Genomic DNA, 25,679 nt, shown 5'->3' with positions numbered 1-25,679 from the left:
GACGCGCACAGGTATAGTCCACTCCCGTTCATGTGAGCAAGATCATGCACAGCCATGTCTGTCAGCTTTTCCGAGTTGAGACCTCCGCGAAACCCGGCTCCGCCACCCGGACGCGCGAAAGGGCCGTACCCCCCGATGGGGGATACGGCCCTTTCTGGCGCGATCTCGCGCGCGATCCGTGTTTAGCCGCGGATCAGGTTGCGGAGCACGTACTGCATGATGCCGCCGTTGCGGTAGTAGTCCGCCTCACCGGGGGTGTCGATGCGGACGACCGCGTCGAACTCCACGCCGGAGTCGGTGGTGACCTTCACGGTGCGCGGGGTGGTGCCGTTGTTCAGCTCCTCCACACCGGTGAAGGAGAAGGTCTCCTCGCCGGTCAGGCCCAGGGAGGCGGCCGAGGCGCCCTCCGGGAACTGCAGCGGCAGGACGCCCATGCCGATCAGGTTCGAGCGGTGGATGCGCTCGTAGGACTCGGCGATGACGGCCTTGACGCCGAGCAGCGCGGTGCCCTTGGCCGCCCAGTCGCGGGACGAGCCGGAGCCGTACTCCTTGCCCGCCAGGATGACCAGCGGGATGCCGGCGGCCTGGTAGTTCTGGGAGGCGTCGTAGATGAAGGAGACCGGGCCGCCCTCGACGGTGAAGTCGCGGGTGAAGCCGCCCTCGGTGCCCGGCGCGATCTGGTTGCGCAGGCGGATGTTGGCGAACGTACCGCGGATCATGACCTCGTGGTTGCCGCGGCGGGAACCGTACGAGTTGAAGTCGCGGCGCTCGACGCCGTGCTCGGTGAGGTACTTGCCGGCCGGGGTGTCGGCCTTGATCGCACCGGCCGGGGAGATGTGGTCGGTGGTGACCGAGTCGCCCAGCTTCGCCAGCACGCGGGCGCCGGCGATGTCGGAGACCGGGGTGGTCTCCATGGTCATGCCCTCGAAGTACGGGGGCTTGCGGACGTAGGTGGACTGCGGGTCCCACTCGAAGGTGTTGCCGGTCGGGATCGGCAGCGCCTGCCACTGGGCGTCGCCCGCGAAGACGTCCTGGTAGGACTTGTTGAACATGTCCTCGCCGATGGCGTTGGCCACGACGTCGTTGACCTCGGCCTCGGAGGGCCAGATGTCCTTGAGGAAGACCGGGTTGCCCTCGGTGTCGATGCCGATGGCGTCCTTGGTGATGTCCACCTTCATGGAGCCCGCGATGGCGTACGCGACGACCAGCGGCGGGGAGGCCAGGTAGTTCATCTTGACGTCGGGGTTGATGCGGCCCTCGAAGTTGCGGTTGCCCGAGAGGACCGAGGTGACCGCGAGGTCGTGCTCGTTGATCGCCTTCGAGATCTCCTCGTCCAGCGGACCGGAGTTGCCGATGCAGGTGGTGCAGCCGTAGCCGACCAGGTTGAAGCCGATCTTGTCCAGGTACGGCGTGAGGCCGGCCTTGTCGAAGTAGTCGGTGACGACCTTCGAGCCCGGGGCCAGGGTGGTCTTGACCCACGGCTTGCGGGTCAGGCCCTTCTCGACCGCCTTCTTGGCCACGAGCGCCGCGGCGACCATGACGTAGGGGTTCGAGGTGTTGGTGCAGGAGGTGATCGCGGCGACGGTGACGGCGCCGTGGTCGATCTCGAAGGAGGAGCCGTCGGCCAGGGTGACCAGGGTCGGGCGGGTCGGCACGCCGTCGGTCTGGGCCGGGGCGTCGGAGGCCGGGAAGGACTCCTTGCCCGCCTCGTCCGCGTCGTCCACGTAGTTGCGGACGTCCTGGGCGAACTGCTGCGCGGCCTCGGCCAGGACGATGCGGTCCTGCGGGCGCTTCGGGCCGGCGATGGACGGGACGACCGTGGACAGGTCCAGCTCGAGCTTCTCGGAGAAGTCCGGCTCGGCCTTCGGGTCGAGCCACAGGCCCTGCTCCTTGGCGTACGCCTCGACGAGCGCGACCTGCTGCTCGGAGCGGCCGGTGAGCTTGAGGTACTTCAGCGTCTCGTCGTCGATCGGGAAGATCGCGGCGGTGGAGCCGAACTCCGGCGACATGTTGCCGATGGTGGCGCGGTTCGCGAGCGAGGTGGCGGCGACGCCCTCGCCGTAGAACTCGACGAACTTGCCGACGACGCCGTGCTTGCGCAGCATCTCGGTGATCGTGAGCACCAGGTCGGTGGCGGTGGTGCCGGTCGGCAGCTCGCCGGTCAGCTTGAAGCCGACGACGCGCGGGATCAGCATGGAGACCGGCTGGCCGAGCATCGCGGCCTCGGCCTCGATGCCGCCGACGCCCCAGCCGAGGACGCCGAGGCCGTTGACCATGGTGGTGTGCGAGTCGGTGCCGACCAGGGTGTCCGGGTACGCCACGCCGTTGCGCACCATGACCGTGCGGGCCAGGTGCTCGATGTTCACCTGGTGGACGATGCCGGTGCCGGGCGGGACGACCTTGAACTCGTCGAAGGCGGTCTGGCCCCAGCGCAGGAACTGGTAGCGCTCCTTGTTGCGGCCGTACTCCAGCTCGACGTTCTGGGTGAACGCGTCCGGGGTGCCGAACTTGTCGGCGATGACGGAGTGGTCGATGACCAGCTCGGCCGGGGCCAGCGGGTTGATCTTGGACGGGTCGCCGCCGAGCGCCTTCACGGCCTCGCGCATGGTGGCGAGGTCCACGACACAGGGGACGCCGGTGAAGTCCTGCATGATCACGCGGGCCGGCGTGAACTGGATCTCCTGGCTCGGCTGGGCCTGCGAGTCCCAGCCGCCGAGGGCCCGGATGTGGTCGGCGGTGATGTTCGCGCCGTCCTCGGTGCGGAGCAGGTTCTCCAGCAGCACCTTCAGGCTGTAGGGAAGGCGGGCCGAGCCCTCAACCTTGTCCAGCCGGAAGATCTCGTACGACTCGTCGCCCACCTGCAGCGTGCTGCGGGCGTCGAAGCTGTTCGCCGACACGACAGTCTCCTTCATGCATGAAATTCGCGCGTATAACCGCAATCCTGCCGCCACGCCCTGGCGCCAATCCGTTAAGGTAAGGCTAAGTTAGGTAGCCCTTACCAGCAGGGGCGGCTGCGGTACGCCTTCGGCAGATATCTCGATGTCGAGATAACTCTAGTGCATTGCCGCGCCGTGGTCATGCGCGGCATGGCGGGAAACCCGGTTGCCGGGCCGCGGCGGCGCTGCGAGGGTCGCCCGCATGCCTGTTTCCTCTCCCACCTCACCTGTAACCTCTCTTCGCCGTTTCACGTCATACGACGGCACCGAACTGGCGTACCGCGTGACGGCCGGCCCGGCGGCGGGGGCCGCACCGGCCCTGATCTGCCTGCCCGGGGGCCCGATGCGGGACTCCGAGTACTTCGGCGACCTCGGCGGGCTCGCCGAGCACCGCCGCCTGATCAAGCTGGACCTGCGCGGAACGGGCGGCTCCGCGGTACCGGCGGACCCTGCCACGTACCGCTGCGACCGGCTGGTCGACGACGTGGAGGCGCTGCGGGTCCACCTCGGGCTGGACCGGATGGACGTCCTGGCCCACAGCGCCGGCGCCAACCTGGGCGCCCTGTACGCAGCCCGGCACCCGCAGCGCGTCGGCCGGCTGGCCCTGATCACCCCGAGCGTGATGGCCGCCGGCATCGAGATCAGCGGCGAGCTGCGGCTGGAGACGGCGCGGGTGCGGGCGGCCGAGCCGTGGTTCGCGGAGGCGTTCGCGGCCCTGGAGCGGATCGTCGCGGGCGAGGGCGGCCCGGCCGAGTGGAAGGCGGCCGCCCCCTTCTTCCACGGGCGCTGGGACGAGGCGGCCCAGCGGCTCGCCGCGGAGGGCGACGCCCACAAGAACCAGGAGGCCGGAGCCGTCTTCGGCAGCGAGGGTGCCTGGGACCCGGCGGCCCTGCGCGCCGCGCTCGCCCGCTTCGAATCGCCGGTCCTGGTCCTCGCCGGGGACGTCGACGTCCAGGGCCCGGTGTCGGTGATGGCGCAGTACGCCGGCCTGTTCCCGAACGCGGCCCTGGTCGTCCAGCCCGCCGCCGGCCACTTCCCGTGGCTCGACGACCGAGCCGCCTTCACGGCAGCCACGGCCTCCTTCCTCGGCTGACGCCCCCGGGCCGGGTGCCCCACTGTCGGAGCCGGGGCCCGCCGATTCCGGCCCCCGCCGCCGCCCGAGGCACCGGCTCCGGGGCGGAGCCCAAGGAAACCCGGCTCCGCCGGGCACCGGGCTCCGCCCGGAGCCGCGCCTCAAACGCCGGCGAGGCTGAATTGGCGGACCCCGTCCCAGCAGCCGGGCCCACCAGGAGCAATGGGGCAGCGCCCCGGAATCCTGGGCACCACCACCCGCCTTCGAAGCCGAGGGTCGGCAAACCCAGCCCCGCCGGCGCTTGAGGCGCGGGGGCCGGGGCGGAGCCCCAGGGGTCCCGGCCGCGGCGTCACGCTCCCCGGAGCCGCGGGGCGGCGAACTCAGCCCTGCCGGCGATCCAGGCGCGGGGGCCGGGGCTGGGCCACGGGGCGGTGGGACGACGTGCGGGGCGTGAGGGTGGTCGGGACGGGGACCGACGGCGGCGGGGCGGCCTGCGGCGCCTCGACCAAGGTGACCAGCGCGGCCACCGCCCGCTCGGCCAGCAGCTCCGGCTCCAGGCTCAGCGTCGTCACCGCCGGCTCCCCCACCCCGTACCCGGGATCCTCACTCGCGCACACGAGCAGCAGCTCCTCCGGCACCCGCAGCCCGTGCCGCGCGGCAGCGGCCAGCACCTGCCGCCAGCTGCGGACGGCGATCGACCGGCAAGGCGCGTACGGTACGGGCCCGCTGTACCCGGAGCTGGAGGGGCTCGGCCGGAGCTCGGTGCTGCGGATGCACACGGCGGGGACGGCCTGGCAGCTGGGCCCGGACTCCCTGACGGGCACGGTGGAGCCGGGCAAGGAGGCCGACCTGGTGCTCCTGGACCGGGACGTGACCCGCTGTCCGGTGGCCGACATCAGCGGGACCGGGGTGCGGCTGACGCTGGTCGGCGGCCGGGTGGTGCAGGGACAGGCAACCCCTCCCCCCTGCCCCAGGCCCTGGGCTCCGGGCCCCCCCCGCCGGCCTACTTGCCGAGCCCGTGCCGTGCCGCCCAGCCGTTGACGGCGGCCGCGATCTCCTCGGGCCGGTCCTCCGGGCACAGGTGGGCCGCCTGCCCGCAGTACTCGGTCTCCAGCGCGGCGATGTTCTCCTCGCACCAGGCGGTCAGGGCCGGGCCGACCATCAGGGCGGGCGAGCCGTCGAAGGTCAGCAGCAGCTTGGGCACCTCCACACTCGCCGCGAGCCAGGCGTCGTACGCCTCCACCCGGGCGACCACGTCGGCCGGTTCGCCGCCGAGCGGCATCGACCGGGCCCACTGGAGCATGGGCAGGCGGCTCTCGCGGGTCGGGTAGGGGGCGGCGTAGACGGCGCGGTCGCTCTCGCCGATCCCGGTCAGGACCGTCTGCCCGATGCTGTCCTCGATGAAGAGGTTCCGGTCCAGGACCATCTCCTCGCCGACGCCCGGCGTGCGCAGCGCCTCGAACCGGGCGCGGGCGCCCTCGGGGTACTCCTCCCAGGTCATCGGCCGCAGGATCGTTTCCATGAAGGCGATCCCCCGGACCCGCCCGGGATGGCGGGCGGCCCAGTCGAAGGCGAGCGCCCCGCCCCAGTCCTGGCCGACGAGGACCACGTCGGCCAGGCCGAGGGCGTCGAACCAGCCGTCCAGGTAGCGGGCGTGGTCGGCGAACCGGTAGGCACCGCCGGGCTTGCCGGAGCGGCCCATGCCGATGAGGTCCGGCGCCAGGAGGCGGACCCGGCCCTCGTCCACCCCCTCGATCCGGGGCAGGACGCCCCGCCAGAGGTGGGAGGAGGTGGGGTTGCCGTGCAGGAAGACGAAGACGGTCGCGGCGTCCGCCGCGCCGCGCTCCTCGTAGTACATCGTCGAGTCGAGAACGCGGACCGTGGCCATGGGAGCCCCCTCAGATCGATTGGTGCATTAATTGGTGGACCTAACGTTCGCGACACGAACGAAATTACATCGTTAGTCGCACCAACACAAGGGTCGGTAGCATCCCCGCATGAGCACCGAGGAGCACGAGACCGTTCCGGCGCGCCTGCGCGAGCTGCCCAGCCGCCTGCTGGCGCAGGCCGCCACCCACGCCCAGCGCCTGGTGGCCGAGCAGCTGACCGCCGTCGACGCCCGGACCTGGCACTACGCGACCCTGGTGGCGCTGGATGCGCACGGCCCCGCCAGTCAGGCCGGCCTGAGCAGCCGCACCGGCATCCACCGCAGCGACCTGGTCGCCGTCATCAACGAACTCGCCGAGCGCGGACTGGTGGAGCGGGCCCCCGACCCCGCCGACCGCAGGCGCAACACGGTCTCCCTCACCGCGGCCGGCCGGGGCCGGCTGCGCCGGCTGGAGCAACTCCTCGACACGGCACAGGAGGAGCTTCTGTCCCCTTTGTCCGCATCAGAGCGCGCCCAGCTCATCCACCTCCTCGGCCGCATCGTGGACCACCACGCAGCCACGGCGACACCAATCGCGACACCAATGCCCCAAACCACCCCTGACGCCCCATAAGGCCCACAACCCGCACTCCCCACCACCCGTCCGCCACACCCGTTTCGGATCTCATCTCATATCTGAGATACGGTGCACCCCATGGCAGACGACTACCTCGTACGCATCGGCAAGCTCATCCGTGACGCCCGGCAACACCGTGGCTGGACGCAGAGTCAGCTCGCGGACGCCCTGGGCACCAGCCAGAGCGCCGTGAACCGCATCGAGCGCGGCAACCAGAACATCAGCCTTGAGATGATCGCCCGAATCGGTGAAGCGCTCGACAGCGAGATCGTCTCCCTGGGCTACGCCGGCCCGATGCACCTGCGCGTCGTCGGTGGCCGCCGCCTGTCCGGCGCCATCGACGTCAAGACGAGCAAGAACGCCTGCGTCGCACTGCTTTGCGGCTCCCTCCTCAACAAGGGCCGCACGGTGCTGCGCCGGGTCGCCCGCATCGAGGAGGTCTACCGCCTCCTGGAGGTCCTGAACTCCATCGGCGTCCGCACCCGCTGGATCAACGACGGCGTCGACCTCGAACTGATCCCGCCGGCCGACCTCGACATGGACGCCATCGACGCGGAGGCGGCCGTACGGACCCGGAGCATCATCATGTTCCTGGGCCCGCTGCTGCACCGGATGGACCAGTTCCGCCTGCCGTACGCGGGCGGCTGCGACCTCGGCACCCGCACCATCGAGCCGCACATGATCGCCCTGCGCCGCTTCGGCCTGGACATCACCGCGACCGAGGGCATCTACCACGCCAAGGTCGAGGCCGGCGTCAGCCCGGACCGCCCGATCGTGCTGACCGAGCGCGGGGACACGGTCACCGAGAACGCCCTGCTCGCGGCGGCCCGGCACAACGGCGTCACCGTCATCCGCAACGCCTCCTCCAACTACATGGTCCAGGACCTGTGCTTCTTCCTGGAGGCGCTCGGCGTACGGGTCGACGGCGTCGGCACCACCACCCTCACGGTCCACGGCGTCCCGAACATCGACGTGGACGTGGACTACTCCCCCTCCGAGGACCCGGTCGAGGCGATGAGCCTGCTCGCGGCCGCGGTGGTCACGGAGTCGGAGCTGACGATCCGCCGGGTCCCGATCGAGTTCATGGAGATCGAGCTCGCGGTCCTGGAGGAGATGGGCCTCGACCACGACCGCTCCCCGGAGTACTTCGCCGACAACGGCCGTACCCGGCTGGTCGACCTGACGGTCCGCCCCTCGAAGCTCGAGGCGCCGATCGACAAGATCCACCCGATGCCGTTCCCCGGGCTGAACATCGACAACGTCCCGTTCTTCGCGGCCATCGCGGCCACGGCCCAGGGCAAGACCCTGATCCACGACTGGGTCTACGACAACCGCGCCATCTACCTCACGGACCTCAACCGCCTCGGCGGCCGCCTCCAGCTCCTGGACCCGCACCGCGTCCTGGTCGAGGGCCCGACCCGTTGGCGCGCGGCGGAAATGATGTGCCCCCCGGCCCTCCGCCCGGCGGTGGTCGTCCTCCTGGCGATGATGGCCGCCGAAGGCACCTCGGTCCTGCGCAACGTCTACGTCATCAACCGCGGCTACGAAGACCTCGCCGAACGCCTCAACTCGGTGGGCGCCCAGATCGAGATCTTCCGCGACATCTAGCAGCCGACCACCTGCCCGAGGCCCCCGTCACCCCCTCACAGGCGGCGACGGGGGCCTTGAGCCGCACACCGTCTCGTAGGTGTGGGCGCTGCCGTGTCGGTGCCCGTACGGCACCTGCGCCACGCGGCAGTGGGGCCGACGTTGCGGCGCCCTGGGATGCACGTACGGGGTGACCGTGGCCGTCGGCGCGGGCATGCCGCCCCCAGCGTCTTCCGGCAGGGGGACGGGGTTCAGGATCGGAGCGGGAGTGGTGGGGGCAGGGTGGTGAGGGTGCGGTCCGGGGTGCTTGCGGCGTAGGCCTCGCGGGTCGGGTAGAGGTGCCAGGTGCCGTCCCGGCGGTCGGCCACCGGGTCCGGCCAGTACTCGTGCGGCTCCGGGTCGACGACGTGGGTGGTGTGCGTGGTCACGTCGTGGATGACCAGGGAGAGGACGTCCGCCAGGATGCCCATCGCGGAGTGGCCCTGGCGGGGGTGGTCGGCCGGGCCCACCATCTCCACCACGTAGTACCGGTCGTCCACCCAGTACCCGGTCTCGTCCAGGAACGTCGGCGCCTCGACCCGGACCCCGTCCACCCACAGCATCACCCCTGAGTACCGGCCCTCCACGGCCACCGCCCGGTGGCGGTCGTCGGCGGTGAAGTCCGCGCGCATCCCGAGCGAGGTGTAGCAGTCCACGAAGCTGCTGCACGCACCCGCCACCGGCCCGTGTCGCTCCCGGCGCGCCTCGCCCGGCGCGGGCGGGACGGGGTCCAGGGAGCAGGTCTCCGGCGCCCGGCAGGAGCGGTCGACACGGCGGTTGCAGCCGAGGCCCAGGGCCGCGAAGTCGCGCGGTGCCAGGCGGGAGAGGACCTCGCCCAACCGTTCGCGGTACGCGTCCTCGCCGAGCATGATGCGCAGCTCGTCGGCGTTGCCCCACCACATCTGCGCCGTCAGCGCCTCGGGCGAACGGCGCAGCCATGCCTGCCAGTCCGCCATGCGGCCCCATGCCTTGACCAGGTCGGGGGGAGGGGTCTCGTCCGGTTCCGTTTCCGGTTTCGCCTCCTGCGCCGGCTCCTTGGGACCGCCTTCTTCGGCGCTGGTCTGTGCGGTGCTGTGTTTCCTGCGTCGGCGCCACATGGCGTACCACCCCCCAGGTGGCCGATCGTAGGTGGCCCGGGGGCCGGGACGCCCGTCAATTGTCCGCCGGTGCAAAGGCTGCACGGCATGCGGCCCCGCCTCGCCCGTGGGGGTGAACATCGGGGCGGCTCGCCCGTACGGGCACCCCCGCACGCGATCATGAGCAGCGCATGCGACCGCATGCACCGGGGGCTCTCGAAGGGCAGGATCCATGGTCGACAGGATCAGCATCGACAGCAACGTCTGCATCGGCAGCAGCCAGTGCGCGCTGAGAGCGCCGGGCGTGTTCACCAGCGACGACGACGGGTTCGGGATGGTGATCCCCGGCCGCGAGGACGGTGCGGGCGAGCCGATGCTGAAGGAGGCCGCCCGCGCATGTCCCGTACAGGCGATCACCCTTCCGGGCGAGTGACCTCCGGCTGGCTGCCGCCGGAGCAGTTCGCCGAGACCCTGCCCAAGGCCTCCGCCTTCGCCTGCCTGTTCTTCACCGACGAGCACGAACGCCCGGTGCAGCTGCATGCGGTGTACTCGCGCAGCCACCCGTGGCAGTGGCCCGGCGGCTGCATGGACGAGGGCGAGCGCCCCTGGGAGACCGCCCTGCGCGAGTGCCGGGAGGAGACCGGCATCGTGTACGGGGGTCCCCCGCGGCTGCTGGCCACGGTCTTCGGCCTGCCGGGCAGGAAGTGGCCGCTGAGCACGGTCGGCTTCGTCTTCGACGGGGGCCGGCTCACCACCGACCGGATCAGGGCCATCACCCTCAACCCGGCCGAGCACGACGAGGTACGGGCGCTGGCGCCGGAGGAGTGGCGCACCCTGATGCCGGCCCGGGACTTCGAGCGCCTCGAAGCGGTCCTGCGGGCCCGCCGGACCGGGCAGACCGCGTACTTCGACACCTGGGACTGGGGGGAGGACAGCGGGGACAGCGGGGACAGCGGGGGTTGACCCGCTGTCCTCCCACCCCCTCCCGTGCCTACCGCGGCCCGTCGGCACCGGCTCCCGTCACTCCGGCGTGCCTGCCGTGCAGGGTCGGGACCTCGACCTCGTCGACCACCGCGCGGGCAAAGTCGGCGGGGGTGATCCGGGCGTCCGCCCGGGCCGGGGCCGGGGCGTAGCCGCCGACCGGCACTCCCCCGTGGTCGAAGTCCCCGGCGGGGCTGACCACCGCCCAGTCGAGCCCGGCCGGCGCGGCCGCCCGCAGCGCGTCGGTCCCGGCGCCGTGGCCGACGTAGAACTCCCGCCACTCCTGCGGATACCCGGGGGTGTCCATCAGCAGCTCCCCCGTCGCCGTGGGCAGTACGGACGCCAGTCCGACCAAGACCAGCCGCCCCACCCCGGCCGCCGGCAGGCCCTCGGCGAGGGCGCGGGCGACGGCGGGGAAGTACGTGCCGGGCGGGGCGGACGGGTCGTACACGGCGGCGACGGCGGCGTCATGGCCGGCGGCGAGGCGGGCCACGTCCGCCGGGTCGGTGACCGAGCCGTCGGCCCGGCCGGCCTCCGTGACGGCGATTCCGCGGCGTCGCGCCTCGGCCACCACGGCCCGGCCGATGCGGCCGGAGGCGCCGAACACGACGACTTTGCGGGCCGGTTCTGCTCCGTGCTGCGTCTGTGTCTGTGTCATGTCGGCGACCCTAGGAGAGGGGCTGGTTACCGATCGGATACCGACCTAACGTGGGTGATCATGACGACGCCGAAGCCGAAGCCCCAGCCCCAGCCCCAGCCCCTCGACCCCGATCTGTTCGACCCGGTCTGCCCGTCGCCGCTGGTGCCGTTCCGTGTCGGCGACAAGTGGGCCGCGTCCGTGCTGCGCTGCCTGGAGGACGGCTCGCGGCGGTTCTCGGAGCTGAAGGTGCCGCTGCGAGGCATCAGCTCGAAGTCGCTGACCCAGTCGCTGCGTCTGCTGGAGCGGGACGGTTTCGTCGTACGGGAGGAGGCCGGCGGCTACGCGCTCACCCCGCTCGGGCGGGGACTGCTCGGCCCGCTGGACGCGGCGTGCGAATGGACGCGCGAGCACTGGGACGAGCTCATCGACGCCCGCGAGTCAGGACTGGCGGCCGGGCTCTGAGGGACGGGGCCGGGAAGATGGCGTGAAACGGGGTCACCGGTCGGGCGGGGGCGCGCGTACGCTGCGGCGGTTCTCGACAGCTCGATCTTGACAGCGTGATCTGGGGGGCCTGCATGTTCCACCGTCGGGGGATTGCCGTGGCAGCGGTCGTGGGGGCGGTGGTGCTGCTGGGGAGCGGGTGCGATGATCCGGCACCGGCCAAGGCGGACAAGCCGGCCGTCGCCGCGCCGACACCGGCCACGAGCCCTCCGCCGGTCATGCCGGACCTGGTCGGGCAGAAGTTCACCGACGCCGAGGCCGCCGTGAAGAAGCAGGTCACCACCCCTGTCGAGGCCCGCAGCGCCTATACGGACGTCACCCTGGCCGGCGACCGCGCCCAGTGGACCGTGTGCTTCCAGACCCCCGCCGCGCAGAGCCCGCTGCCGCCGAGCACCGCCGTCGAGCTCACCCTGGTCGCGCCGGGTACGGCCTGCCCGGCGAAGGCGGGCGCCGCGCTGCAGCCGTCGAAGAGCCCCGCAGTGTCGTCCCCGCCCAAGCCTGCGACCTCCCCGCCCGCCACCGACGGCAGCAGCAGCGGCGGCGGGTCGTCCACGGGCAGCAGCGGCGGCGGGTCCACCGGCGGCGGCAGCAGCAGCGTCAGCTTCAAGAGCTGCGCCGAGGCCCGCGCCGCCGGGGCCGCCCCCATGCGGCGCGGCGAGCCCGGATACAGCCGCAGCCTCGACCGGGACAACGACGGGATCGCCTGCGACAAGTGACCCCGCGTCGGGGCAACGCAACCCCTGGGGGCGGTATTCAGCCTGATGGCCGGGCCGCCCTCGCCCCCGGTCCCGCGGAGCAGGCAGAATCGGCCCGTCGGTACGGTGTCGAGGGGGCGGCCATGGCAGTGGGAGCACACACGGATGCGCAGGCGGCCGGCGGCGCAGGCCCGGAGGGCCGTGAGGCGCCCTCGCTCGCGGGACTGCCGCTGCTGGGCTCCCTGTTCGACCTGAAGTCGGACTCGCTCGGCACCTACCTGCGCGCCCAGCAGCAGCACGGCGACGTCGTACGGATCACGGCCGGCCCGCCCGGGCTGCGCGCCGAGCTGTACTGCGTCTTCTCCGCGGAGGGCGCGCAGCAGGTCCTGGCCTCGGAATCGGCCAACTTCCGCAAGGACAACTCCTTCTACCAGGAGATCCGGGAGTCCTTCGGCAACGGCCTGCTGACCAGCCAGGACGCTGACTACCTGCGCCAGCGGCGGCTGGTGCAGCCGCTGTTCACCAAGCGCCGGGTGGACGGGTACGCGGGCGCCGTCGCCGCCGAGACCGGGGCCACCCTGGCCGCCTGGGAGCAGGCCCCCGGCGGCACCGTGGACGTCGCCGACGAGATGATGCACCTCGCGCTGCGCGCGGTGGCCCGCATCCTGTTCGGCACCGACGTGGACGCCACCGTCGACGTCGTCGACCGGTGTTTTCCGGTCATCACCGAGTACGTGCTGCGCCGCGGCTACTCCCCCGCCAACATCCCGCGCAACTGGCCCACGCCGGGCAACAAGCGGGCGGCCGCCGCGATGGACGAGCTGTACGCGGTGTGCGACCGGATCATCGCCGAGCGCCGCGCCGCCGGCGCAGGGGGAACGGCCGGCACGGCGGACACAGCCGGCGAGGACCTGCTGACCCTGCTGTCCGCCGCCACGAGCACCGAGGACGCCGCCTTCGACGCCGCCGAGCTGCGCGACCAGGTACTGATCTTCCTGCTCGCCGGGCACGAGACCACCGCGACCTCGCTCGCCTTCTCCCTGCACCTGCTGGCCCGCCACCCCGAGCACCAGGCCCGGGCCCGGGAGGAGATCGCCCGCGTGCTCGGGGACCGTACGCCCGAGGCCGCCGACATGGAGCGGCTGCCGTATCTGACGCAGGTGCTGAAGGAGGCCATGCGGCTGTTCCCGGCGGCTCCGGTCATCGGCCGCAGCTCGGTCGCCGCCACCGAGGTCGGAGGGGTCACCATCCCGGCCGGCGCCGACGTCATCCTGGCCCCGTGGGTGACGCACCGCCACCCGCGCTACTGGCCCGACCCGGACCGCTTCGACCCGGACCGCTTCGCTCCGGAGGCGGAGGCGGGCCGGCCGCGGTACGCGTGGTTCCCGTTCGGCGGCGGCCCGCGCGCCTGCATCGGCCAGCACTTCTCGATGCTGGAGTCGGTGATCGCACTCGCGATGCTGCTGCGGGAGTACGAGTTCGAGGCCGTCGACGTGGACGTCCCGGTCAGCGTCGGCATCACCCTGCGCACCGACGGCCCGACGCGCTGCCGGATCCGCCGCCTGGCCGGGTAGCGGCCGGGCGGCCGTCATGACCGGCCCGACCGGCCCGACCGGCCCGTCACAGCCGTGATCTAGTGTCATGGCCGTGACGACTTTGATGATCGACTCCGGCCCGACCGCGGCGGATGCGCCGGTGACGCGGGTGGGCGGCGTGCCGCTGGCTCCGGCGGGCACGGCATGGCCCCACTGCTCGGCCTGCGAGGGCCCGATGCAGTTCCTCGCCCAGATCCTCCTCGACGAGGTGGAGGGCGCCGCCGGCGCCGGTGAGGCCGGGCGGCCGGGCTCGGTGCTCGCCCTGTTCGCCTGCCAGAACGACCCGGGCGGGTGCGCGGACTGGGACCCGGCCTCGGGCGGGAACCGGGCCCTGGTCTTCCCGGCCGAGGGCCTGGAGCCGATACCGCTGCCCGAACTGGAGCAGAGCGACGACGAAAACGACGACGAGGACGAGGACGAGGACGAGGACCAGTACGAGTACGACGACGAGGAGAACGTCCTCCTGCTCGACGGGACCAGGGCCGTCGCCCGCGCCCCCGAGGACGAGTCCGACTACGCCCGGGCCCGCGAGGCATGGGCCACCCGCTCCGGCCGCCCGACCTCCGATGTGCTCGGGCAGCTCGGCGGCGCCCCCGCATGGCTCCAGTGGGACCAGACCCCGTCGTGCCGCGCCTGCGCCCGCCCGATGCCCCTGGTCGCCCAGCTCCAGGAAGGCCACGATCCCGGCCCCGTCATGAACTTCGGGAGCGGCAGGGCCTACGCCTTCGCCTGCGAGCCGTGCGCCGAGGCCGCGTTCCTGTGGCAGTGCTGACGACGACCAACGCCTAGGCCGGGTCGGCGCCCCCGGCCCGCGCGGCGGCCGCCGCCTCCAGCAGGGGCCAGCCGTCGAGCTCCACCGGGCGCCGGTCCTCCGGCTGCCACCCGCCGGCCAGGGCCGCGTCGAGCAGGGCCCGTACGGCGCCCGGTTCGTGCAGGTTCAGGTCCGGCCCCCGGAGGTACCCCACGTCACCGGAGCCCAGCGGAGCCCCGCCCGGGACGTACCGGCCCGGGCCCGCCACAAAGACGATGCGCAGCGGGCCGCCGCTGCCGGCCGGCTGCGGGGACAGGGTGAGGGTCTGGCGGCACTGCCTCGCCGTCGGGCCGCCGTCCGGCAGCTCGCTGTGGCCGTGGCGGAGCGACCACAGGTACGTACGCCCGTCGGCGACCAGGCGGCGGGGCTTCTTCGGATTGCGGGGCATGCTGCCGAGCCTACGCAGGCGGGTGCCCGCACACCCGCGGTTTTCTAGGCCGCCGGCTGGCTGTGGCGGCCCTGGAGTCTGGCCAGGTCGGAGGGGCGGACCTGGATGGCGAAGAGGGCGATGAGTGCGCCGGTCAGGGCGAACAGGGCCGCCACGGTGAAGGCCGAGCTCACGCCCGCGGTGAGCACCTGGTCGCCCCACGGGTCCGGGAGCCGCCCGGTGCGCTGGAAGAACAGCCGCTGCTCGGGGCTCGCGGAGGCCATGAACGCCGTGACCTGGCTCCGGGCCTCGCTGCGGCTGGCCGTGCCGAAGACGGTGACGAGGATGGACAGGCCCAGCGAGCCGCCCACCTGCTGGGTGGTGTTGAGCAGTCCGGAGGCTGCGCCGGACTCCCGTTCGGGCACGTTGGACAGCGCCATCAGCGTCAGCGACACGAACTGCAGGCCCATGCCGAGGCTGAAGAAGAGCATCGGGCCCAGGATGCTGCCGAGGTAGGTGGAGTGGATGTCGGTCTGCGTCAGCCAGGCCAGGCCGGCCGCCGAGCACAGCGCGCCGCCGACCATGAAGGGTTTGGGCCCGAACTTGGGCAGCAGTTGGGAGGTGATGCCCGCGCCGACCGCGATGACCGCGCTCACCGGCAGGAAGGCCAGGCCGGCGCGCAGCGGGCTGAAGTCCAGCACGTTCTGCACGAACAGGGTCAGGAAGAAGAACATGCCGAAGATCGCGCAGGCGAGGAAGAGCATGGTGCCGTAGCTGCCGGCCCGGTTGCGGTCGGCGAACATGTGCAGCGGGGTGATCGGCTGTACGGAGCGGCGCTCGTTGACGACGAAGAGGGTCAGCAGGACCACGGCCAGGCCGAAGGAGCCGAGGGTGAGCGGGTCGCGCCAGCCGTCCTGGGCCGCGCGGATGAACCCGTAGACGAGCGAGACCATGCCGAGGGTGGACAGCAGGGCGCCGGCGAGGTCGAAGTGGCCGGGGCGGCGCTCGGATTCGTGCAGGACCCTGGTGGCGAGCAGGCCGATCACCACCGCGATGGGCACGTTGACGAACAGCACCCAGCGCCAGTTGAGCCATTCGACGAGCATGCCGCCGGCGAGGAGGCCGATCGCGCCGCCGCCGGAGGAGACGGCGGCGAACACGCCGAAGGCCCGGTTGCGGGCCGGCCCCTCGCGGAAGGTCGTGGTGATCAGGGCGAGCGCCGTCGGGGAGGCAATGGCCGCGCCCACGCCCTGCAGGGCGCGGGCCCCCATCAACTGGCCGGCGGTGTGGGCGAGTCCGCCGAGCAGGGAGGCCAGGCCGAAGAGCAGCACGCCGAAGACGAAGACCCGTTTGCGGCCGAGGATGTCGCCGGTGCGGCCGCCGAGGAGCAGCAGGCCGCCGAAGGTGAGCGTGTAGGCGCTGACGACCCAGGAAAGGCTCTCGGTCGAGAAGCCCAGCGCGGTCTGGATGTGCGGCAGCGCGATGTTCACGATGGTGATGTCGAGGACGACCATGAGCTGGCACGAGGCGATGACGACCAGGGCGAGCACGTGGCCATTGCCGCTGCCGTTGCTGCCGTTGCCGCTGTCACGGGCCTTGTCGTCGGCACCGTCCGTCATCGGCGTGGGGTTCGGGTCCACCTTTTCGACGCTAAACCTGGGCCCCGGGGTGCACCACTCGAATGGGCTAGCGTGCGCTACATATACACTGTGCCATGTCACATGACACACTCGGATCATGGACGATTTCCTCAGGCTCTCCGCCGCCACGGCGCGCTTCACTCACGGCGCCCCGCGCGCGTTCTCCTTCGGTGACGACGGCCGGCTCCTCTGGTTCCTCCGCTCCACCGGCCCCACCGACCCCATCGAGGGGCTGTGGGTGCTGGACACCGCCACCGGCACCGAGACCTGCCTCGCCGACCCCCGCGCCCTGGCCCCCGAGCCCGGCCCGCTCCCGGCCGCCGAGCGCCGGCTGCGCGAGCGGATCCGGCTCGTGGCCGCCGGGATCGGCTCGTACGCACTCTCCGGCGACGGGCGGAGCGCGGTCTTCGCGCTGTACGGACGGCTGTTCAGGGTGTCGTACGAGCCCACCGCGGCCGGAGGCGCCCCGGCCGGAGGCGCCCCGCCCCAGGAGATCCCCGCCGCCGGCCCCGTCTTCGACCCCCGCCCCAACGCCGACGGCTCCCGCACCGCCTACGTCAGCGGCGACGCCCTGTACACCGCCCCCGGCGGCCGCATCAGCCCGGCCGACGGGGCTCGCTGGGGCGTCGCCGAGTTCGCCGCCGCCGAGGAGCTGGGCCGCGCCCGCGGCCACTGGTGGTCCCCGGACGGGGTCACCCTGCTGGCCGCCCGGGTCGCCGAATCCGCTCTCCAGCGCCGCCACTTCGCCGACCCCGCGCACCCCGAGCTGCCGCCCGAGGACTTCGCCTACCCCGAGGCCGGCGGGCCCAACGCCGAGGTCCAGCTGTGGGTCCTCGGGCCGGGCGGGCACCGCGTGCGGCTCGACTGGGACGCCGGGCAGTACCCGTACGTCTCCGACGCGGGCTGGGAGTCGTCCGAGGAGATCCTGCTGACCGTGCAGGACCGGCTCCAGCAGAACGTGCTGCTGCTCAGCGCCGACCCGGCCACCGGCCGCACCCGGGAGCTGTCGCGCACCACGCACCCCCAGTGGGTCGACCCGCTCGTACCCGGCACCCCGGCCCGCCTCCCCGACGGGCGGATGCTCACCGCCGCCGACACGCCCGGCGGGGCCGCCCGCGCCCTCGCCCTGGACGGCAAGCTGCTCACCGGTGACGACATCCAGGTCCGCGGCGTCGCCGGCCTCCACCGGGGCCGGCTGCTGATCGAGGCCGGACTGCGCGACCCGGCCGAGCAGCAGGTGCTGCTGCTGGACCCCGACACCGGGGAGCTGACCGTCCTGGCCGACGACACCGAGGTGCCCACCGTGCACGCGGTCCTGGCCTCGGGCGGCACGCTGCTGCTGACCGCCGCCGGCCGGGACGGCATACGCCGGACCCTGCGCACCGCCGACGGGCGCGAGTTCACCCCCGCCGACCTGTCCGAGCCGCTGCCGTACCGGGTCGCCCCCGTCCTGGAGCGCGTCACCGAGCACGGCGTCCCCACCTCGCTGGTGCTGCCCCGCGGGCACGTCCCCGGCAGCAGGAAGCTGCCCGTGCTGGTGGACGGCTACGGCGGCCCCGGCTTCCAGGACGTCAGCGCCGAGCCGCGCCGCTGGCAGCACCGCCAGTGGTGGGCCGACCAGGGCTTCGCGGTGGTGACCGTGGACAACCGCGGAACCCCGTACGTCTCCCCCGCCTTCACCCACGCCATGTACCGCCGGTTCTCCGAGGTCACGCTCGAGGACCAGGTCGCGGCCCTCCAGGCGCTCGGCGCCCGCCACGGCGACCTCGACCTCGGCCGGGTCGGCGTGCGCGGCTGGTCGTACGGCGGCTACACGGCGGCGCTCGCGGTGCTGCGCCGCCCGGACGTCTTCCACGCGGCGGCCGCCGGGGCCGCGCCCACCGACTTCCGGCACTACGACACCGCGTACACCGAGCGCTACCTGGGCCTGCCCGCGGAGAACCCCGAGGTGTACGAGCAGGAGTCGCTGGTCCGCGAGGCCCCGAAGCTGACCCGGCCGCTGCTGCTGGTGACCGGGCTGGCCGACGACAACGTCCACCCCTCGCACACCCTGCGCCTGTCGCAGGCGCTGACGGACGCGGGCCGCCCGCACCAGCTGCTGGCGCTGCCCGGGGTCACCCACATGACCCCGAACGGCACGAAGGAGAAGCTGATGGCCCTGGAGCTGGAGTTCTTCCGCCGGGAGCTGGGCGCCGTCTGACCCTTGACCTACCGGGTTCGGACACGTGAAGGGCCCCGGTCCGGACAAGTGGAGGGCCCCCGAGCCGATCGTGTCGGCTCGGGGGGCCCTCCGGTTTCCCGGGATCCCCGTCAGTCCCCCGGGAAGTGGCAGGCCACCTCGCGTGAGGCGGCGCCCTGCGTGATCCGCAGCAGCGGCCGCTCGGTGCGGCACACCTCCTGCGCCTTCGGGCAGCGCGGATGGAACGTGCACCCCGGGGGCGGTGCGGCCGGGCTCGGCGGGTCACCGAGCAGCACGATCCGCTCGCGCCGCCGCTCGGCCGCCGGGTCCGGCAGCGGCACGGCGGACAGCAGCGCCCGCGTGTAGGGGTGCTGGGGGCTCTCGTACAGGGCGCGCTTGTCGCCGATCTCGACGATCCGGCCGAGGTACATGACGGCGACCCGGTCGCTGACCCGCTTCACCACGGACAGGTCGTGCGCGATGAACACGTACGCCAGGCCCAGTTCGGCGCGCAGCCGCTCCATCAGGTTGACGATCTGGGCCTGGACGGAGACGTCGAGGGCGGAGACGGGCTCGTCGGCGACGATCAGCCGGGGGCTGGTGGCCAGCGAGCGGGCGATCCCGATGCGCTGCGCCTGCCCGCCGGAGAACTCGTGCGGGTAGCGGTCGATGTGCTCCGGGATCAGCCCGACCAGGTCCATCAGCTCGGCCGCCCGGCGCCGGGCGTCGGCGGCCGACCAGCCCTGCACCAGCAGCGGGTCGGAGATGATCCGGGCCACCGTCTGGCGGGGGTTGAGCGAGGAGTGCGGGTCCTGGAAGACCATCTGGAGGTGCCGGCGCAGCGGGCGCAGGGTGCTCTGCGGGAGCCGGGTGATGTCCCGGCCCTCGAAGGCGATGCTCCCCGAGGTGGGCTCCAGCAGGCGGACGATCATCCGGCCGGTGGTGGACTTCCCGCAGCCCGACTCGCCGACCAGGCCGAGGGTTTCGCCCGCGGCCAGGTCGAAGGAGACCCCGTCGACGGCGCGCACGGGCGCCCCCCGGCGCCCGGTCGCCGACCGCCGGCCGGGGAAGGCCATGGCCAGGTCGCGTACGGAGAGCAGCGGGGCGGTTCCGGTCCCGTCGCCGCTGCCGGCCGGGGTGGGGCCGGCGGTGGGGGTCGGGGTGGTGGGGGTGGGCGTCATCGGGCCGCCTCCTCGGCGATCGCGGATCCGGCGAAGTGGCAGGCGGCCGTCCGCCCGGGCTGCTCCCCGTACGGCTCCAGGGCGGGGCGTACGTCGGTGCAGCGGGCCGCGGCCTTGGGGCAGCGGGGGGCGAACGCGCAGCCGGGGGCCGGCGTCAGGAGGGAGGGAGGGGAGCCGGGGATGGCGCGCAGCGGCTCGTCGTCCGCGTCGTCCAGCCGGGGCAGCGAGTCGAGCAGGCCGCGGGTGTAGGGGTGGGCGGGGTCGGCGAACAGGGCGTCGGCGCCCGCCTGTTCGGCGGCGCGGCCGCCGTACATGACGAGCACGTCGTGGGCCACGCGGGCGACGACGCCCAGATCGTGGGTGATCATCACGATGCCGAGGCCGCGCTCCTGCTGGAGGCGGGCCAGGAGGTCGAGGATCTGCGCCTGGACGGTGACGTCGAGGGCGGTGGTCGGCTCGTCGGCGATGAGCAGGTCGGGTTCGCAGGCCAGTGCCATGGCGATCATCGCGCGCTGGCGCATGCCGCCGGAGAACTGGTGCGGGTACTCCCCCGCGCGGCGGGCCGGCTCGGGGATGCCGACCTCGCCGAGCATCTCCACGGCCCGCTTGCGGGCGGCGCCGCGGCGCGCCTTGAAGTGGACGCGGACGTGCTCGGCGATCTGCTCGCCGACCGTGTAGTAGGGGTGCAGGCTGGAGAGCGGGTCCTGGAAGATCATGGCCATCTTGCGGCCGCGGAGCCGGGACAGCTCCTTCTCGCCCGCCGTGGTGAGCTCCCGGCCCGCGAGCCGGATGGAGCCGGTGACCTCGGCGCCGCGGTGCAGGCCCATGACGGCGAGGGAGGTCACCGACTTGCCGGAGCCGGACTCGCCGACGATGCCGAGGGTGCGCCCGGCCTCGACGGTGAAGCCGAGTGAGTCGACGGCCCGCACGGGGCCGCGCGGGGTGCTGAAGGTGACGCTCAGGTCGCGCACTTCGAGCAGGGGGGACGAGCTGGTGGAGGCGGGCATCAGTACCTCACCCTCGGGTCGACGACGGCGTACAGGAGGTCGACGGCGAGATTGGCGACGACGATGAAGAAGGCGGCCATCAGGGTGACCCCGAGGACGACCGGCTGGTCGGAGCTGACGAGCGCCCCGTAGAACAGCCGCCCGATGCCGGGGAGTCCGAAGATGGATTCGGTGATGACGGCGCCGGCGAGGAGCCCGCCGAGGTCCATGCCGAAGATGGTGAGGATCGGGGTCATCCCGGAGCGCAGGCCGTGCTTGACGACGACGGTCCGCTCGGGCATGCCCTTGGCGCGGGCGGTGCGGATGTACGGCTCGGCCATCGCCTCGATCATGGAGCCGCGGCTCTGCCGGGCGTACATGGCGGCGTACAGCAGGGCGAGCGCGGTCCAGGGCAGCAGCAGGTTGGAGGCCCAGCCGAGCGGGTCGTCGGCGAGGGACTGGTAGGAGGGGTAGGGCAGCAGCCCGGCGACGCGGATGACTCCGTAGATGAGCATCACGGAGGTGAAGTAGACGGGCAGGGACGCGGCGGCGACCGCGCCGACCATCAGCGTCTTGTCGGTGGCGGTGTCCTTGCGCAGGGCGGCGGTGACGCCCGCCCCGAGGCCGAGGACGAGCCAGAGCACGGCGGCGCCGAGCGCGAGGGAGGCGGAGACCGGGAGGCGGTCCATCAGCAGGTCCCACACGGGCAGGGAGTTCTCGTACGAGTAGCCCAGGCAGGGGAAGTCGCAGCGGACGGCGTACTGCCCGCTGCCGAGGGTGCGGCCGGTGAAGATACCGCTGAGGAAGTCCCAGAACTGGCGCCACAGCGGCTGGTCCAGGCCCAGGTAGGCCCGTACGTCGGCGATGCGCTCGGCGCTGCAGGTCTTTCCGCAGGCGGCCGCGGCCGGGTCGGAGGGCAGGACGTAGAAGATGAGGAAGGTGACGGCGGCGATGGCGAGCAGGACGCCGGCCAGGGCGAGGAGCCGGCGCACGAGGTAGAGGATCAACTGCGGGCTCCCCTCGGGTCGAGGATGTCGCGCAGGGCGTCGCCGAGGAGGGTGAAGGCGAGGACCGCGAGGAAGAGGAAGGTGCTGGGGATGACGAAGTACATCGGGTCGGTCTCGTAGAAGGCGACGGACTCGGCGATCATCTGGCCCCAGGAGGGGGTGGGCGGGCGGACCCCGACGCCGAGGTAGCTGAGCGCGGCCTCGGTGCTGATCATGCCGGGGATCAGCAGGGTGGTGTAGGCGATGACCGGGCCGGAGACGCCCGGGAGGATGTCGCGGGTGAGGATCCGCCAGGGGCCGGAGCCGCCGACGCGGGCGGCGTCGACGTACTCGCGGTGCTTGAGGGAGAGGGTCTGGCCGCGGACGACGCGGGCGACGCCGGGCCAGCCGAAGATGCCGATGACGGCGGTCATGAGGACGATGCGGTTGACGTCCTTGGCGACCGACAGCATCGCGATCATGAAGATGAGGGACGGGAAGGACATGGTCAGGTCCATCAGGCGGGACAGGACGGCGTCGGTGCGGCCCCCGAAGTAGCCGGCGGCGATCCCGGCCGCGGTGCCGGTGACGACGACGATGGCGGTGGCGGCGAACGCGATGAGCAGCGAGACCTGGGCGCCGGTGACGACGCGGGCGAACAGGTCGCGGCCGGTGACGGGTTCGACACCGAGCCAGTGCTCGGGGCTGATCCCGCCGAGGGAGCCGAGCGGCTGCCCGCCGAGGTAGGGGTCGACGGCGGCCTTGTCGAACTCCTGCGGGGACCAGCCGCCCAGGGAGCTGAGCCAGGGGGCGGTGGCGGCCATCAGGACGAACAGGGCGACGACGCAGAGGCTGATGCGGACGGCGGGGCGGCGGCGGAGTTCCCGCCGGGCGAGCTGCCAGGGGCTGCTGCCGGGCGGGAGGTCCTTGCGCGCGCCCTGCGGGGCGGCGGCGGTGGCGGCGGTCATGGCGGTGGCTCAGCCCTGGCTCTTCGCCGGGTCCTTCAGGCCGACGGTCCCGTAGTCGATGGTTCCGGTCCACACGGGGTGGCCGTAGGCGCCGGCGATGTTGGGGCCGATGAGCAGCGGCTTGCGCTCCAGGAGGACCGGGACGGCCGGGGACTTCTTCATGATGTCGGCGTCGAGGTCGATCCAGGCCTGGTTGGCCTGCTTGGCGTCGGCCATGGCGTTGATCTCGTCGATCCGCTTCATGGTGGCCTCGTCGCGGAACTGGGCGTAGTTGCCCTGGTTGCCCTTGTCCTTGATGGTGCGGCCGTCGAAGACGAACGGGATCCAGGTGGAGCCGGAGGGGTAGTCGGGGCACCAGCCGGTGAGCGTCATGTCGGGGGTGGTGGACAGGTCGCCGATGACGTCGTAGTACGCGCCCGGGTCGACGGTGTCGATGACGACCTCGACGCCGGCGCGGGCCAGGCCCTGCTGGAGGGCCTCCGCCTTGGCCTTGTCGCCGGTGGAGACGGTGAGGGAGACCTTCAGCTTCTCCTTGCCGGCGGCCTTGAGGAGTTCCTTGGCCTTGGCGGGGTCGCCGGCCGGGGCGATCTTGAGGGTGTCGGCCTGCTTGCCGCCGGTGAGGGCGGGCGGCAGGTAGGCGGTGGCGACCTCGTTGAGGGCGGGTCCGCCGGCGGCGGTGACCACGGCCTCCTTGTCCACGGCGTACTGCATGGCCTCGCGGACCTTGGGGTCGTTGAAGGGGGCGCGGGAGTTGTTCAGGTGGAGCATGCTCGTACAGCCCTGGGACTCGGCGAGCATGCGGGCCTTGATCTCCGGCTTGGGCAGGACCTTGGGGGCGCTCTCGGGGCGCATGTTGAAGTACTCGACGGCGGAGGCGTCGGCGCCCTCGCCGGCGATGATGCGGTCGTCGACCTGGCCGCCCTTGAGGCCCATGACGACGACGAACTTGTCGGGGTAGGCCTTGCGGACCGGGTCGGTCTTGGCGTCCCAGTGCTCGTTGCGGACGAGGACGAGCTTCTTGTCCCGGTCGTACGACTCGATCTTGTACGGGCCGGAGGAGAACGGGCGGGCGTCGTACTGGGTGCCCTTCTCCTGGGACTGCGGAACGGGCGCGAAGGTGGGGAGGGTGGCGGTGGCGGAGAACTCGGCGACCGGGCGCTTGAGTTCGAAGACGATGGTGCGGTCGTCGGGCGTCTTCACCGAATCCAGGTGCTGGCCCTGGAGCGGCCCCTTGTAGCCCTCGGTGCCGGCGAGGTACTGGGCGGCGTAGTCGGGGCCGCCGGTGAGGTCGGGGGCGAAGGAGCGCTCGACGTTGTACTTGATGTCCTGGGCCTTGATGGGCGAGCCGTCCTCGTACTTCACCCCCTCCTTCAAGGTGAACGTCCAGGTCCGGCCGTCGTTGGAGGGGGTGCCGAGGTCGGTGGCGAGGTCGGGGACGAGCTCACTGCCGGCCTTGCCGGGCTCGGCCTTGAAGGTGACGAGGGTGCGGTAGAGCAGCCGGGTCCCGAAGTCCATGGCCGGCATGACCCAGTTGCGGGCGGGGTCGAGGTGGGCGAAGTCCTGGTTGGACAGAACGGTGAGGGTGCCGCCCTTGACGGGGGTGCCGCCGAGGACCTTGCCGTCGTTGGCGGAGGCGGGGTTGGACGCACCGCCGCCGGCGGAGCCCTTCTTGGGGTCGGAGCAGCCGGAGGCACCGAGTGCGAGAGCGGCCACCAGGGCGGTGGCGAGGGCGAGTTGGGTGCGCTTGGTCATGGTCACTCCAGTGAAGGGCCGCGCTCTATGATGTGACCGGTAACATAGTAATGTGAAATTGCACTGACAAGAGATCAGCCCCGCCGTTACCCACCCGTGTCCAAACCGCCTGGTACGCGGGCGGGTTGGGGGCGGGGACTCAGCCCTTGTCGCCCTGACGCCGCAGCCGGAAGTCCGGCCGGGCCACCATCCCCGTGATCCTCGGGACGCCCGACACCAACGAAGACGGCATCCCCGACATCTGGGCCGTGGACACCCTCGGCAACCAGTGGCTCTTTCGAGGCGGAACCACCGCAATCGGCCCCGCAGCCGGCCGGGACGAGGACGGCTGGAACACCTTCCTCACCATCGGCTGACGGTCAGCGACAACCCGAACCATCGACAACGGCGCCCGGCGGGACCACAGTCCCCGCCGGGCGCCGTCATCGTGGGCGCCAAACGATATGAAGGGGAGTCTCGTCAGAGGGTGGAGCCGAGGCCGCCCGGGGTGCGGCCCACCGGTTCGTTGCGGCCCTGGGCCCACAGGGAGCGGACGTGGCCGAGGTGGCGGAGCATGCAGGCTTCGGCGGCCTCCGCGTCGCCCGCGAGCATCAGGTCCAGGAGTTCGATGTGCTCCTCCGCGCTGGAGACCAGCTTGCCCGCCTCGTCCAGGCCGGTCAGGCCGTACAGGCGGGAGCGCTTGCGCAGGTCGCCCACCGTTTCGACCAGGCGGTCGTTGCCGGCGAGGCCCAGCAGCGTGAGGTGGAAGCGGCGGTCCGCCTCCAGGTAGCCGATGAGGTTGTGCTCGCGGGCGCTGGTGACGATCTCCTCCGCGATCGGGCGGAGGGCCTCCAGTTGGGCCGGAGTGGCGATGCGCGTGACCTTGCCCACCGTCGGGACCTCGATCATCGTGCGGAGTTCCGTGTACTGGTCCAGGTCCCGCTCGCTGACCTCGGTGATCCGGAAGCCCTTGTTGCGGACCGGCTCCACCAGGCCCTCGCGGGCCAGGTCCAGCATGGCCTCGCGGACCGGGGTGGCCGAGACGCCGAGCTCGGCGGCGAGACCCGGCGCCGAGTAGACGCTGCCGGGGCGCAGTTCACCCGCTATCAGGGCTGCTCGCAGGGCGTGGCCGACCTGGTCACGGAGCCGCTCCTGGGCCTTGATGAGACTGTGCTGCTTCAGGTCACCCATTGCTTTCCTCCGA

At 72.4% G+C, this 25,679-nt stretch carries 24 protein-coding genes and 1 pseudogene; 12 read left to right on the top strand and 13 right to left on the bottom strand.

Annotated features, from left to right (window positions below):
* Positions 1–182: 182 nt before the first annotated feature.
* Positions 183–2,897, bottom strand: coding sequence for an aconitate hydratase AcnA (gene acnA / locus AB0F11_RS20545; RefSeq protein WP_362175534.1), 2,715 nt, complete (start codon positions 2,895–2,897; stop codon positions 183–185).
* Positions 2,898–3,138: 241 nt separating this feature from the next.
* Here acnA and AB0F11_RS20540 point away from each other — a divergent pair, with 241 nt between their 5' ends.
* Positions 3,139–4,029, top strand: coding sequence for an alpha/beta hydrolase (locus tag AB0F11_RS20540; protein WP_362175532.1), 891 nt, complete (start codon positions 3,139–3,141; stop codon positions 4,027–4,029).
* 359 nt (positions 4,030–4,388) lie between these two features.
* Here AB0F11_RS20540 and AB0F11_RS20535 read toward each other — a convergent pair.
* Positions 4,389–4,679 (bottom strand): annotated as a pseudogene (locus AB0F11_RS20535) (substrate-binding domain-containing protein); the annotation flags it as partial.
* A 100-nt stretch (positions 4,680–4,779) separates the two neighbouring features.
* Between AB0F11_RS20535 and AB0F11_RS20530 the strand changes: the two are divergent.
* On the top strand, positions 4,780–5,049 hold the full coding sequence (locus AB0F11_RS20530) for an amidohydrolase family protein (protein ID WP_362175529.1): 270 nt from the start codon (positions 4,780–4,782) through the stop codon (positions 5,047–5,049).
* On the opposite strand, the gene AB0F11_RS20525 is transcribed toward AB0F11_RS20530, so the two are convergent.
* A complete protein-coding gene (locus tag AB0F11_RS20525; protein WP_362175527.1) occupies positions 5,012–5,896 on the bottom strand; it encodes a haloalkane dehalogenase in 885 nt (294 codons plus the stop codon). The genes AB0F11_RS20530 and AB0F11_RS20525 overlap by 38 nt on opposite strands.
* 109 nt (positions 5,897–6,005) lie before the next feature.
* On the opposite strand from AB0F11_RS20525, the gene AB0F11_RS20520 reads away from it, so the two are divergent.
* Together AB0F11_RS20520 and AB0F11_RS20515 are read left to right on the top strand one after the other, a co-directional pair.
* On the top strand, positions 6,006–6,509 hold the full coding sequence (locus AB0F11_RS20520; protein ID WP_362175524.1) for a MarR family transcriptional regulator: 504 nt from the start codon (positions 6,006–6,008) through the stop codon (positions 6,507–6,509).
* An 81-nt stretch (positions 6,510–6,590) separates the two neighbouring features.
* Positions 6,591–8,120 carry a UDP-N-acetylglucosamine 1-carboxyvinyltransferase gene (locus tag AB0F11_RS20515; protein ID WP_362175521.1) on the top strand — a complete coding sequence of 510 codons (1,530 nt, stop codon included), beginning with the start codon at positions 6,591–6,593 and terminating at the stop codon, positions 8,118–8,120.
* Between the two features lie 230 nt (positions 8,121–8,350).
* Here the strand turns inward: AB0F11_RS20515 and AB0F11_RS20510 are convergent, their stop codons facing one another.
* A complete protein-coding gene (locus AB0F11_RS20510; RefSeq protein WP_362175518.1) occupies positions 8,351–9,235 on the bottom strand; it encodes a hypothetical protein in 885 nt (294 codons plus the stop codon).
* Positions 9,236–9,446: 211 nt separating this feature from the next.
* Here AB0F11_RS20510 and AB0F11_RS20505 point away from each other — a divergent pair, with 211 nt between their 5' ends.
* Both AB0F11_RS20505 and AB0F11_RS20500 read left to right on the top strand, forming a co-directional pair.
* Positions 9,447–9,647 carry a ferredoxin gene (locus AB0F11_RS20505; RefSeq protein WP_362175515.1) on the top strand — a complete coding sequence of 67 codons (201 nt, stop codon included), beginning with the start codon at positions 9,447–9,449 and terminating at the stop codon, positions 9,645–9,647.
* On the top strand, positions 9,644–10,177 hold the full coding sequence (locus AB0F11_RS20500) for an NUDIX hydrolase (protein WP_362175512.1): 534 nt from the start codon (positions 9,644–9,646) through the stop codon (positions 10,175–10,177). The genes AB0F11_RS20505 and AB0F11_RS20500 overlap by 4 nt, the downstream gene beginning before the upstream one ends.
* A 28-nt stretch (positions 10,178–10,205) precedes the next feature.
* Here the strand turns inward: AB0F11_RS20500 and AB0F11_RS20495 are convergent, their stop codons facing one another.
* The gene (locus AB0F11_RS20495) at positions 10,206–10,853 is read right to left on the bottom strand and encodes an NAD(P)H-binding protein (protein ID WP_362175509.1); all 648 of its coding nucleotides are present in this window, start codon (positions 10,851–10,853) and stop codon (positions 10,206–10,208) included.
* Between the two features lie 60 nt (positions 10,854–10,913).
* On the opposite strand from AB0F11_RS20495, the gene AB0F11_RS20490 reads away from it, so the two are divergent.
* From AB0F11_RS20490 to AB0F11_RS20475, 4 genes are all read left to right on the top strand, one after another.
* The gene (locus tag AB0F11_RS20490) at positions 10,914–11,297 is read left to right on the top strand and encodes a helix-turn-helix domain-containing protein (RefSeq protein ID WP_362175507.1); all 384 of its coding nucleotides are present in this window, start codon (positions 10,914–10,916) and stop codon (positions 11,295–11,297) included.
* A gap of 137 nt (positions 11,298–11,434) precedes the next feature.
* Positions 11,435–12,052 carry an excalibur calcium-binding domain-containing protein gene (locus AB0F11_RS20485; protein ID WP_362175504.1) on the top strand — a complete coding sequence of 206 codons (618 nt, stop codon included), beginning with the start codon at positions 11,435–11,437 and terminating at the stop codon, positions 12,050–12,052.
* A 122-nt stretch (positions 12,053–12,174) separates the two neighbouring features.
* Complete coding sequence (locus AB0F11_RS20480; RefSeq protein WP_362175501.1) at positions 12,175–13,605, top strand: cytochrome P450; 1,431 nt, start codon at positions 12,175–12,177, stop codon at positions 13,603–13,605.
* A 73-nt stretch (positions 13,606–13,678) separates the two neighbouring features.
* Positions 13,679–14,398: a DUF1963 domain-containing protein gene (locus AB0F11_RS20475; protein ID WP_362175498.1), complete on the top strand. Its 720-nt coding sequence runs from the start codon at positions 13,679–13,681 to the stop codon at positions 14,396–14,398.
* 13 nt (positions 14,399–14,411) lie between these two features.
* Here AB0F11_RS20475 and AB0F11_RS20470 read toward each other — a convergent pair whose 3' ends face one another.
* Positions 14,412–14,825, bottom strand: coding sequence for a hypothetical protein (locus tag AB0F11_RS20470; RefSeq protein WP_362175495.1), 414 nt, complete (start codon positions 14,823–14,825; stop codon positions 14,412–14,414).
* A 44-nt stretch (positions 14,826–14,869) separates the two neighbouring features.
* The gene (locus AB0F11_RS20465) at positions 14,870–16,423 is read right to left on the bottom strand and encodes an MFS transporter (RefSeq protein WP_362175612.1); all 1,554 of its coding nucleotides are present in this window, start codon (positions 16,421–16,423) and stop codon (positions 14,870–14,872) included.
* Positions 16,424–16,541: 118 nt separating this feature from the next.
* On the opposite strand from AB0F11_RS20465, the gene AB0F11_RS20460 reads away from it, so the two are divergent.
* Complete coding sequence (locus tag AB0F11_RS20460) at positions 16,542–18,644, top strand: prolyl oligopeptidase family serine peptidase (RefSeq protein WP_362175492.1); 2,103 nt, start codon at positions 16,542–16,544, stop codon at positions 18,642–18,644.
* Positions 18,645–18,754: 110 nt separating this feature from the next.
* On the opposite strand, the gene AB0F11_RS20455 is transcribed toward AB0F11_RS20460, so the two are convergent.
* The 5 genes from AB0F11_RS20455 to AB0F11_RS20435 form a co-directional block, all read right to left on the bottom strand.
* Positions 18,755–19,699, bottom strand: coding sequence for an oligopeptide/dipeptide ABC transporter ATP-binding protein (locus AB0F11_RS20455; RefSeq protein ID WP_362175609.1), 945 nt, complete (start codon positions 19,697–19,699; stop codon positions 18,755–18,757).
* A 101-nt stretch (positions 19,700–19,800) separates the two neighbouring features.
* A complete protein-coding gene (locus AB0F11_RS20450; RefSeq protein ID WP_362175489.1) occupies positions 19,801–20,811 on the bottom strand; it encodes an ABC transporter ATP-binding protein in 1,011 nt (336 codons plus the stop codon).
* On the bottom strand, positions 20,811–21,797 hold the full coding sequence (locus AB0F11_RS20445; protein ID WP_362175487.1) for an ABC transporter permease: 987 nt from the start codon (positions 21,795–21,797) through the stop codon (positions 20,811–20,813). The genes AB0F11_RS20450 and AB0F11_RS20445 overlap by 1 nt, the downstream gene beginning before the upstream one ends.
* Positions 21,794–22,744, bottom strand: a complete 951-nt coding sequence (locus AB0F11_RS20440) for an ABC transporter permease (RefSeq protein ID WP_362175483.1) — start codon at positions 22,742–22,744, stop codon at positions 21,794–21,796. Before AB0F11_RS20440 ends, AB0F11_RS20445 begins: the two co-directional genes overlap by 4 nt.
* 9 nt (positions 22,745–22,753) lie before the next feature.
* A complete protein-coding gene (locus AB0F11_RS20435) occupies positions 22,754–24,496 on the bottom strand; it encodes an ABC transporter substrate-binding protein (RefSeq protein ID WP_362175480.1) in 1,743 nt (580 codons plus the stop codon).
* A 194-nt stretch (positions 24,497–24,690) separates the two neighbouring features.
* Between AB0F11_RS20435 and AB0F11_RS20430 the strand changes: the two genes are divergently transcribed.
* Positions 24,691–24,852 carry a hypothetical protein gene (locus AB0F11_RS20430; RefSeq protein ID WP_362175477.1) on the top strand — a complete coding sequence of 54 codons (162 nt, stop codon included), beginning with the start codon at positions 24,691–24,693 and terminating at the stop codon, positions 24,850–24,852.
* A gap of 103 nt (positions 24,853–24,955) precedes the next feature.
* On the opposite strand, the gene AB0F11_RS20425 is transcribed toward AB0F11_RS20430, so the two are convergent.
* Positions 24,956–25,666 (bottom strand): GntR family transcriptional regulator, encoded by a 711-nt coding sequence (locus AB0F11_RS20425; RefSeq protein ID WP_362175474.1) that lies wholly within the window; start codon positions 25,664–25,666, stop codon positions 24,956–24,958.
* Positions 25,667–25,679 lie beyond the last annotated feature (13 nt).

Source organism: Streptomyces sp. NPDC032472 (genome assembly GCF_040636955.1).
Taxonomy (GTDB): Bacteria; Actinomycetota; Actinomycetes; order Streptomycetales; family Streptomycetaceae; genus Streptomyces.
The sequence above is the reverse complement of the archived record's forward strand: the minus strand, read 5'-3'. Positions and strand labels throughout refer to the sequence as shown.

Bases quoted from the DNA above. Each gene is read 5' to 3' on its own strand.
- AB0F11_RS20540 (WP_362175532.1), top strand. From the start codon at position 3,139: ATGCCTGTTTCCTCTCCCACCTCACCTGTAACCTCTCTTCGCCGTTTC.
- AB0F11_RS20530 (WP_362175529.1), top strand. From the start codon at position 4,780: ATGCACACGGCGGGGACGGCCTGGCAGCTGGGCCCGGACTCCCTGACG.
- AB0F11_RS20525 (WP_362175527.1), bottom strand. From the start codon at position 5,896: ATGGCCACGGTCCGCGTTCTCGACTCGACGATGTACTACGAGGAGCGC.
- AB0F11_RS20520 (WP_362175524.1), top strand. From the start codon at position 6,006: ATGAGCACCGAGGAGCACGAGACCGTTCCGGCGCGCCTGCGCGAGCTG.
- AB0F11_RS20515 (WP_362175521.1), top strand. From the start codon at position 6,591: ATGGCAGACGACTACCTCGTACGCATCGGCAAGCTCATCCGTGACGCC.
- AB0F11_RS20510 (WP_362175518.1), bottom strand. From the start codon at position 9,235: ATGTGGCGCCGACGCAGGAAACACAGCACCGCACAGACCAGCGCCGAA.
- AB0F11_RS20505 (WP_362175515.1), top strand. From the start codon at position 9,447: ATGGTCGACAGGATCAGCATCGACAGCAACGTCTGCATCGGCAGCAGC.
- AB0F11_RS20495 (WP_362175509.1), bottom strand. From the start codon at position 10,853: ATGACACAGACACAGACGCAGCACGGAGCAGAACCGGCCCGCAAAGTC.
- AB0F11_RS20490 (WP_362175507.1), top strand. From the start codon at position 10,914: ATGACGACGCCGAAGCCGAAGCCCCAGCCCCAGCCCCAGCCCCTCGAC.
- AB0F11_RS20480 (WP_362175501.1), top strand. From the start codon at position 12,175: ATGGCAGTGGGAGCACACACGGATGCGCAGGCGGCCGGCGGCGCAGGC.
- AB0F11_RS20470 (WP_362175495.1), bottom strand. From the start codon at position 14,825: ATGCCCCGCAATCCGAAGAAGCCCCGCCGCCTGGTCGCCGACGGGCGT.
- AB0F11_RS20465 (WP_362175612.1), bottom strand. From the start codon at position 16,423: ATGACGGACGGTGCCGACGACAAGGCCCGTGACAGCGGCAACGGCAGC.
- AB0F11_RS20460 (WP_362175492.1), top strand. From the start codon at position 16,542: ATGGACGATTTCCTCAGGCTCTCCGCCGCCACGGCGCGCTTCACTCAC.
- AB0F11_RS20455 (WP_362175609.1), bottom strand. From the start codon at position 19,699: ATGGCCTTCCCCGGCCGGCGGTCGGCGACCGGGCGCCGGGGGGCGCCC.
- AB0F11_RS20450 (WP_362175489.1), bottom strand. From the start codon at position 20,811: ATGCCCGCCTCCACCAGCTCGTCCCCCCTGCTCGAAGTGCGCGACCTG.
- AB0F11_RS20440 (WP_362175483.1), bottom strand. From the start codon at position 22,744: ATGACCGCCGCCACCGCCGCCGCCCCGCAGGGCGCGCGCAAGGACCTC.
- AB0F11_RS20435 (WP_362175480.1), bottom strand. From the start codon at position 24,496: ATGACCAAGCGCACCCAACTCGCCCTCGCCACCGCCCTGGTGGCCGCT.
- AB0F11_RS20425 (WP_362175474.1), bottom strand. From the start codon at position 25,666: ATGGGTGACCTGAAGCAGCACAGTCTCATCAAGGCCCAGGAGCGGCTC.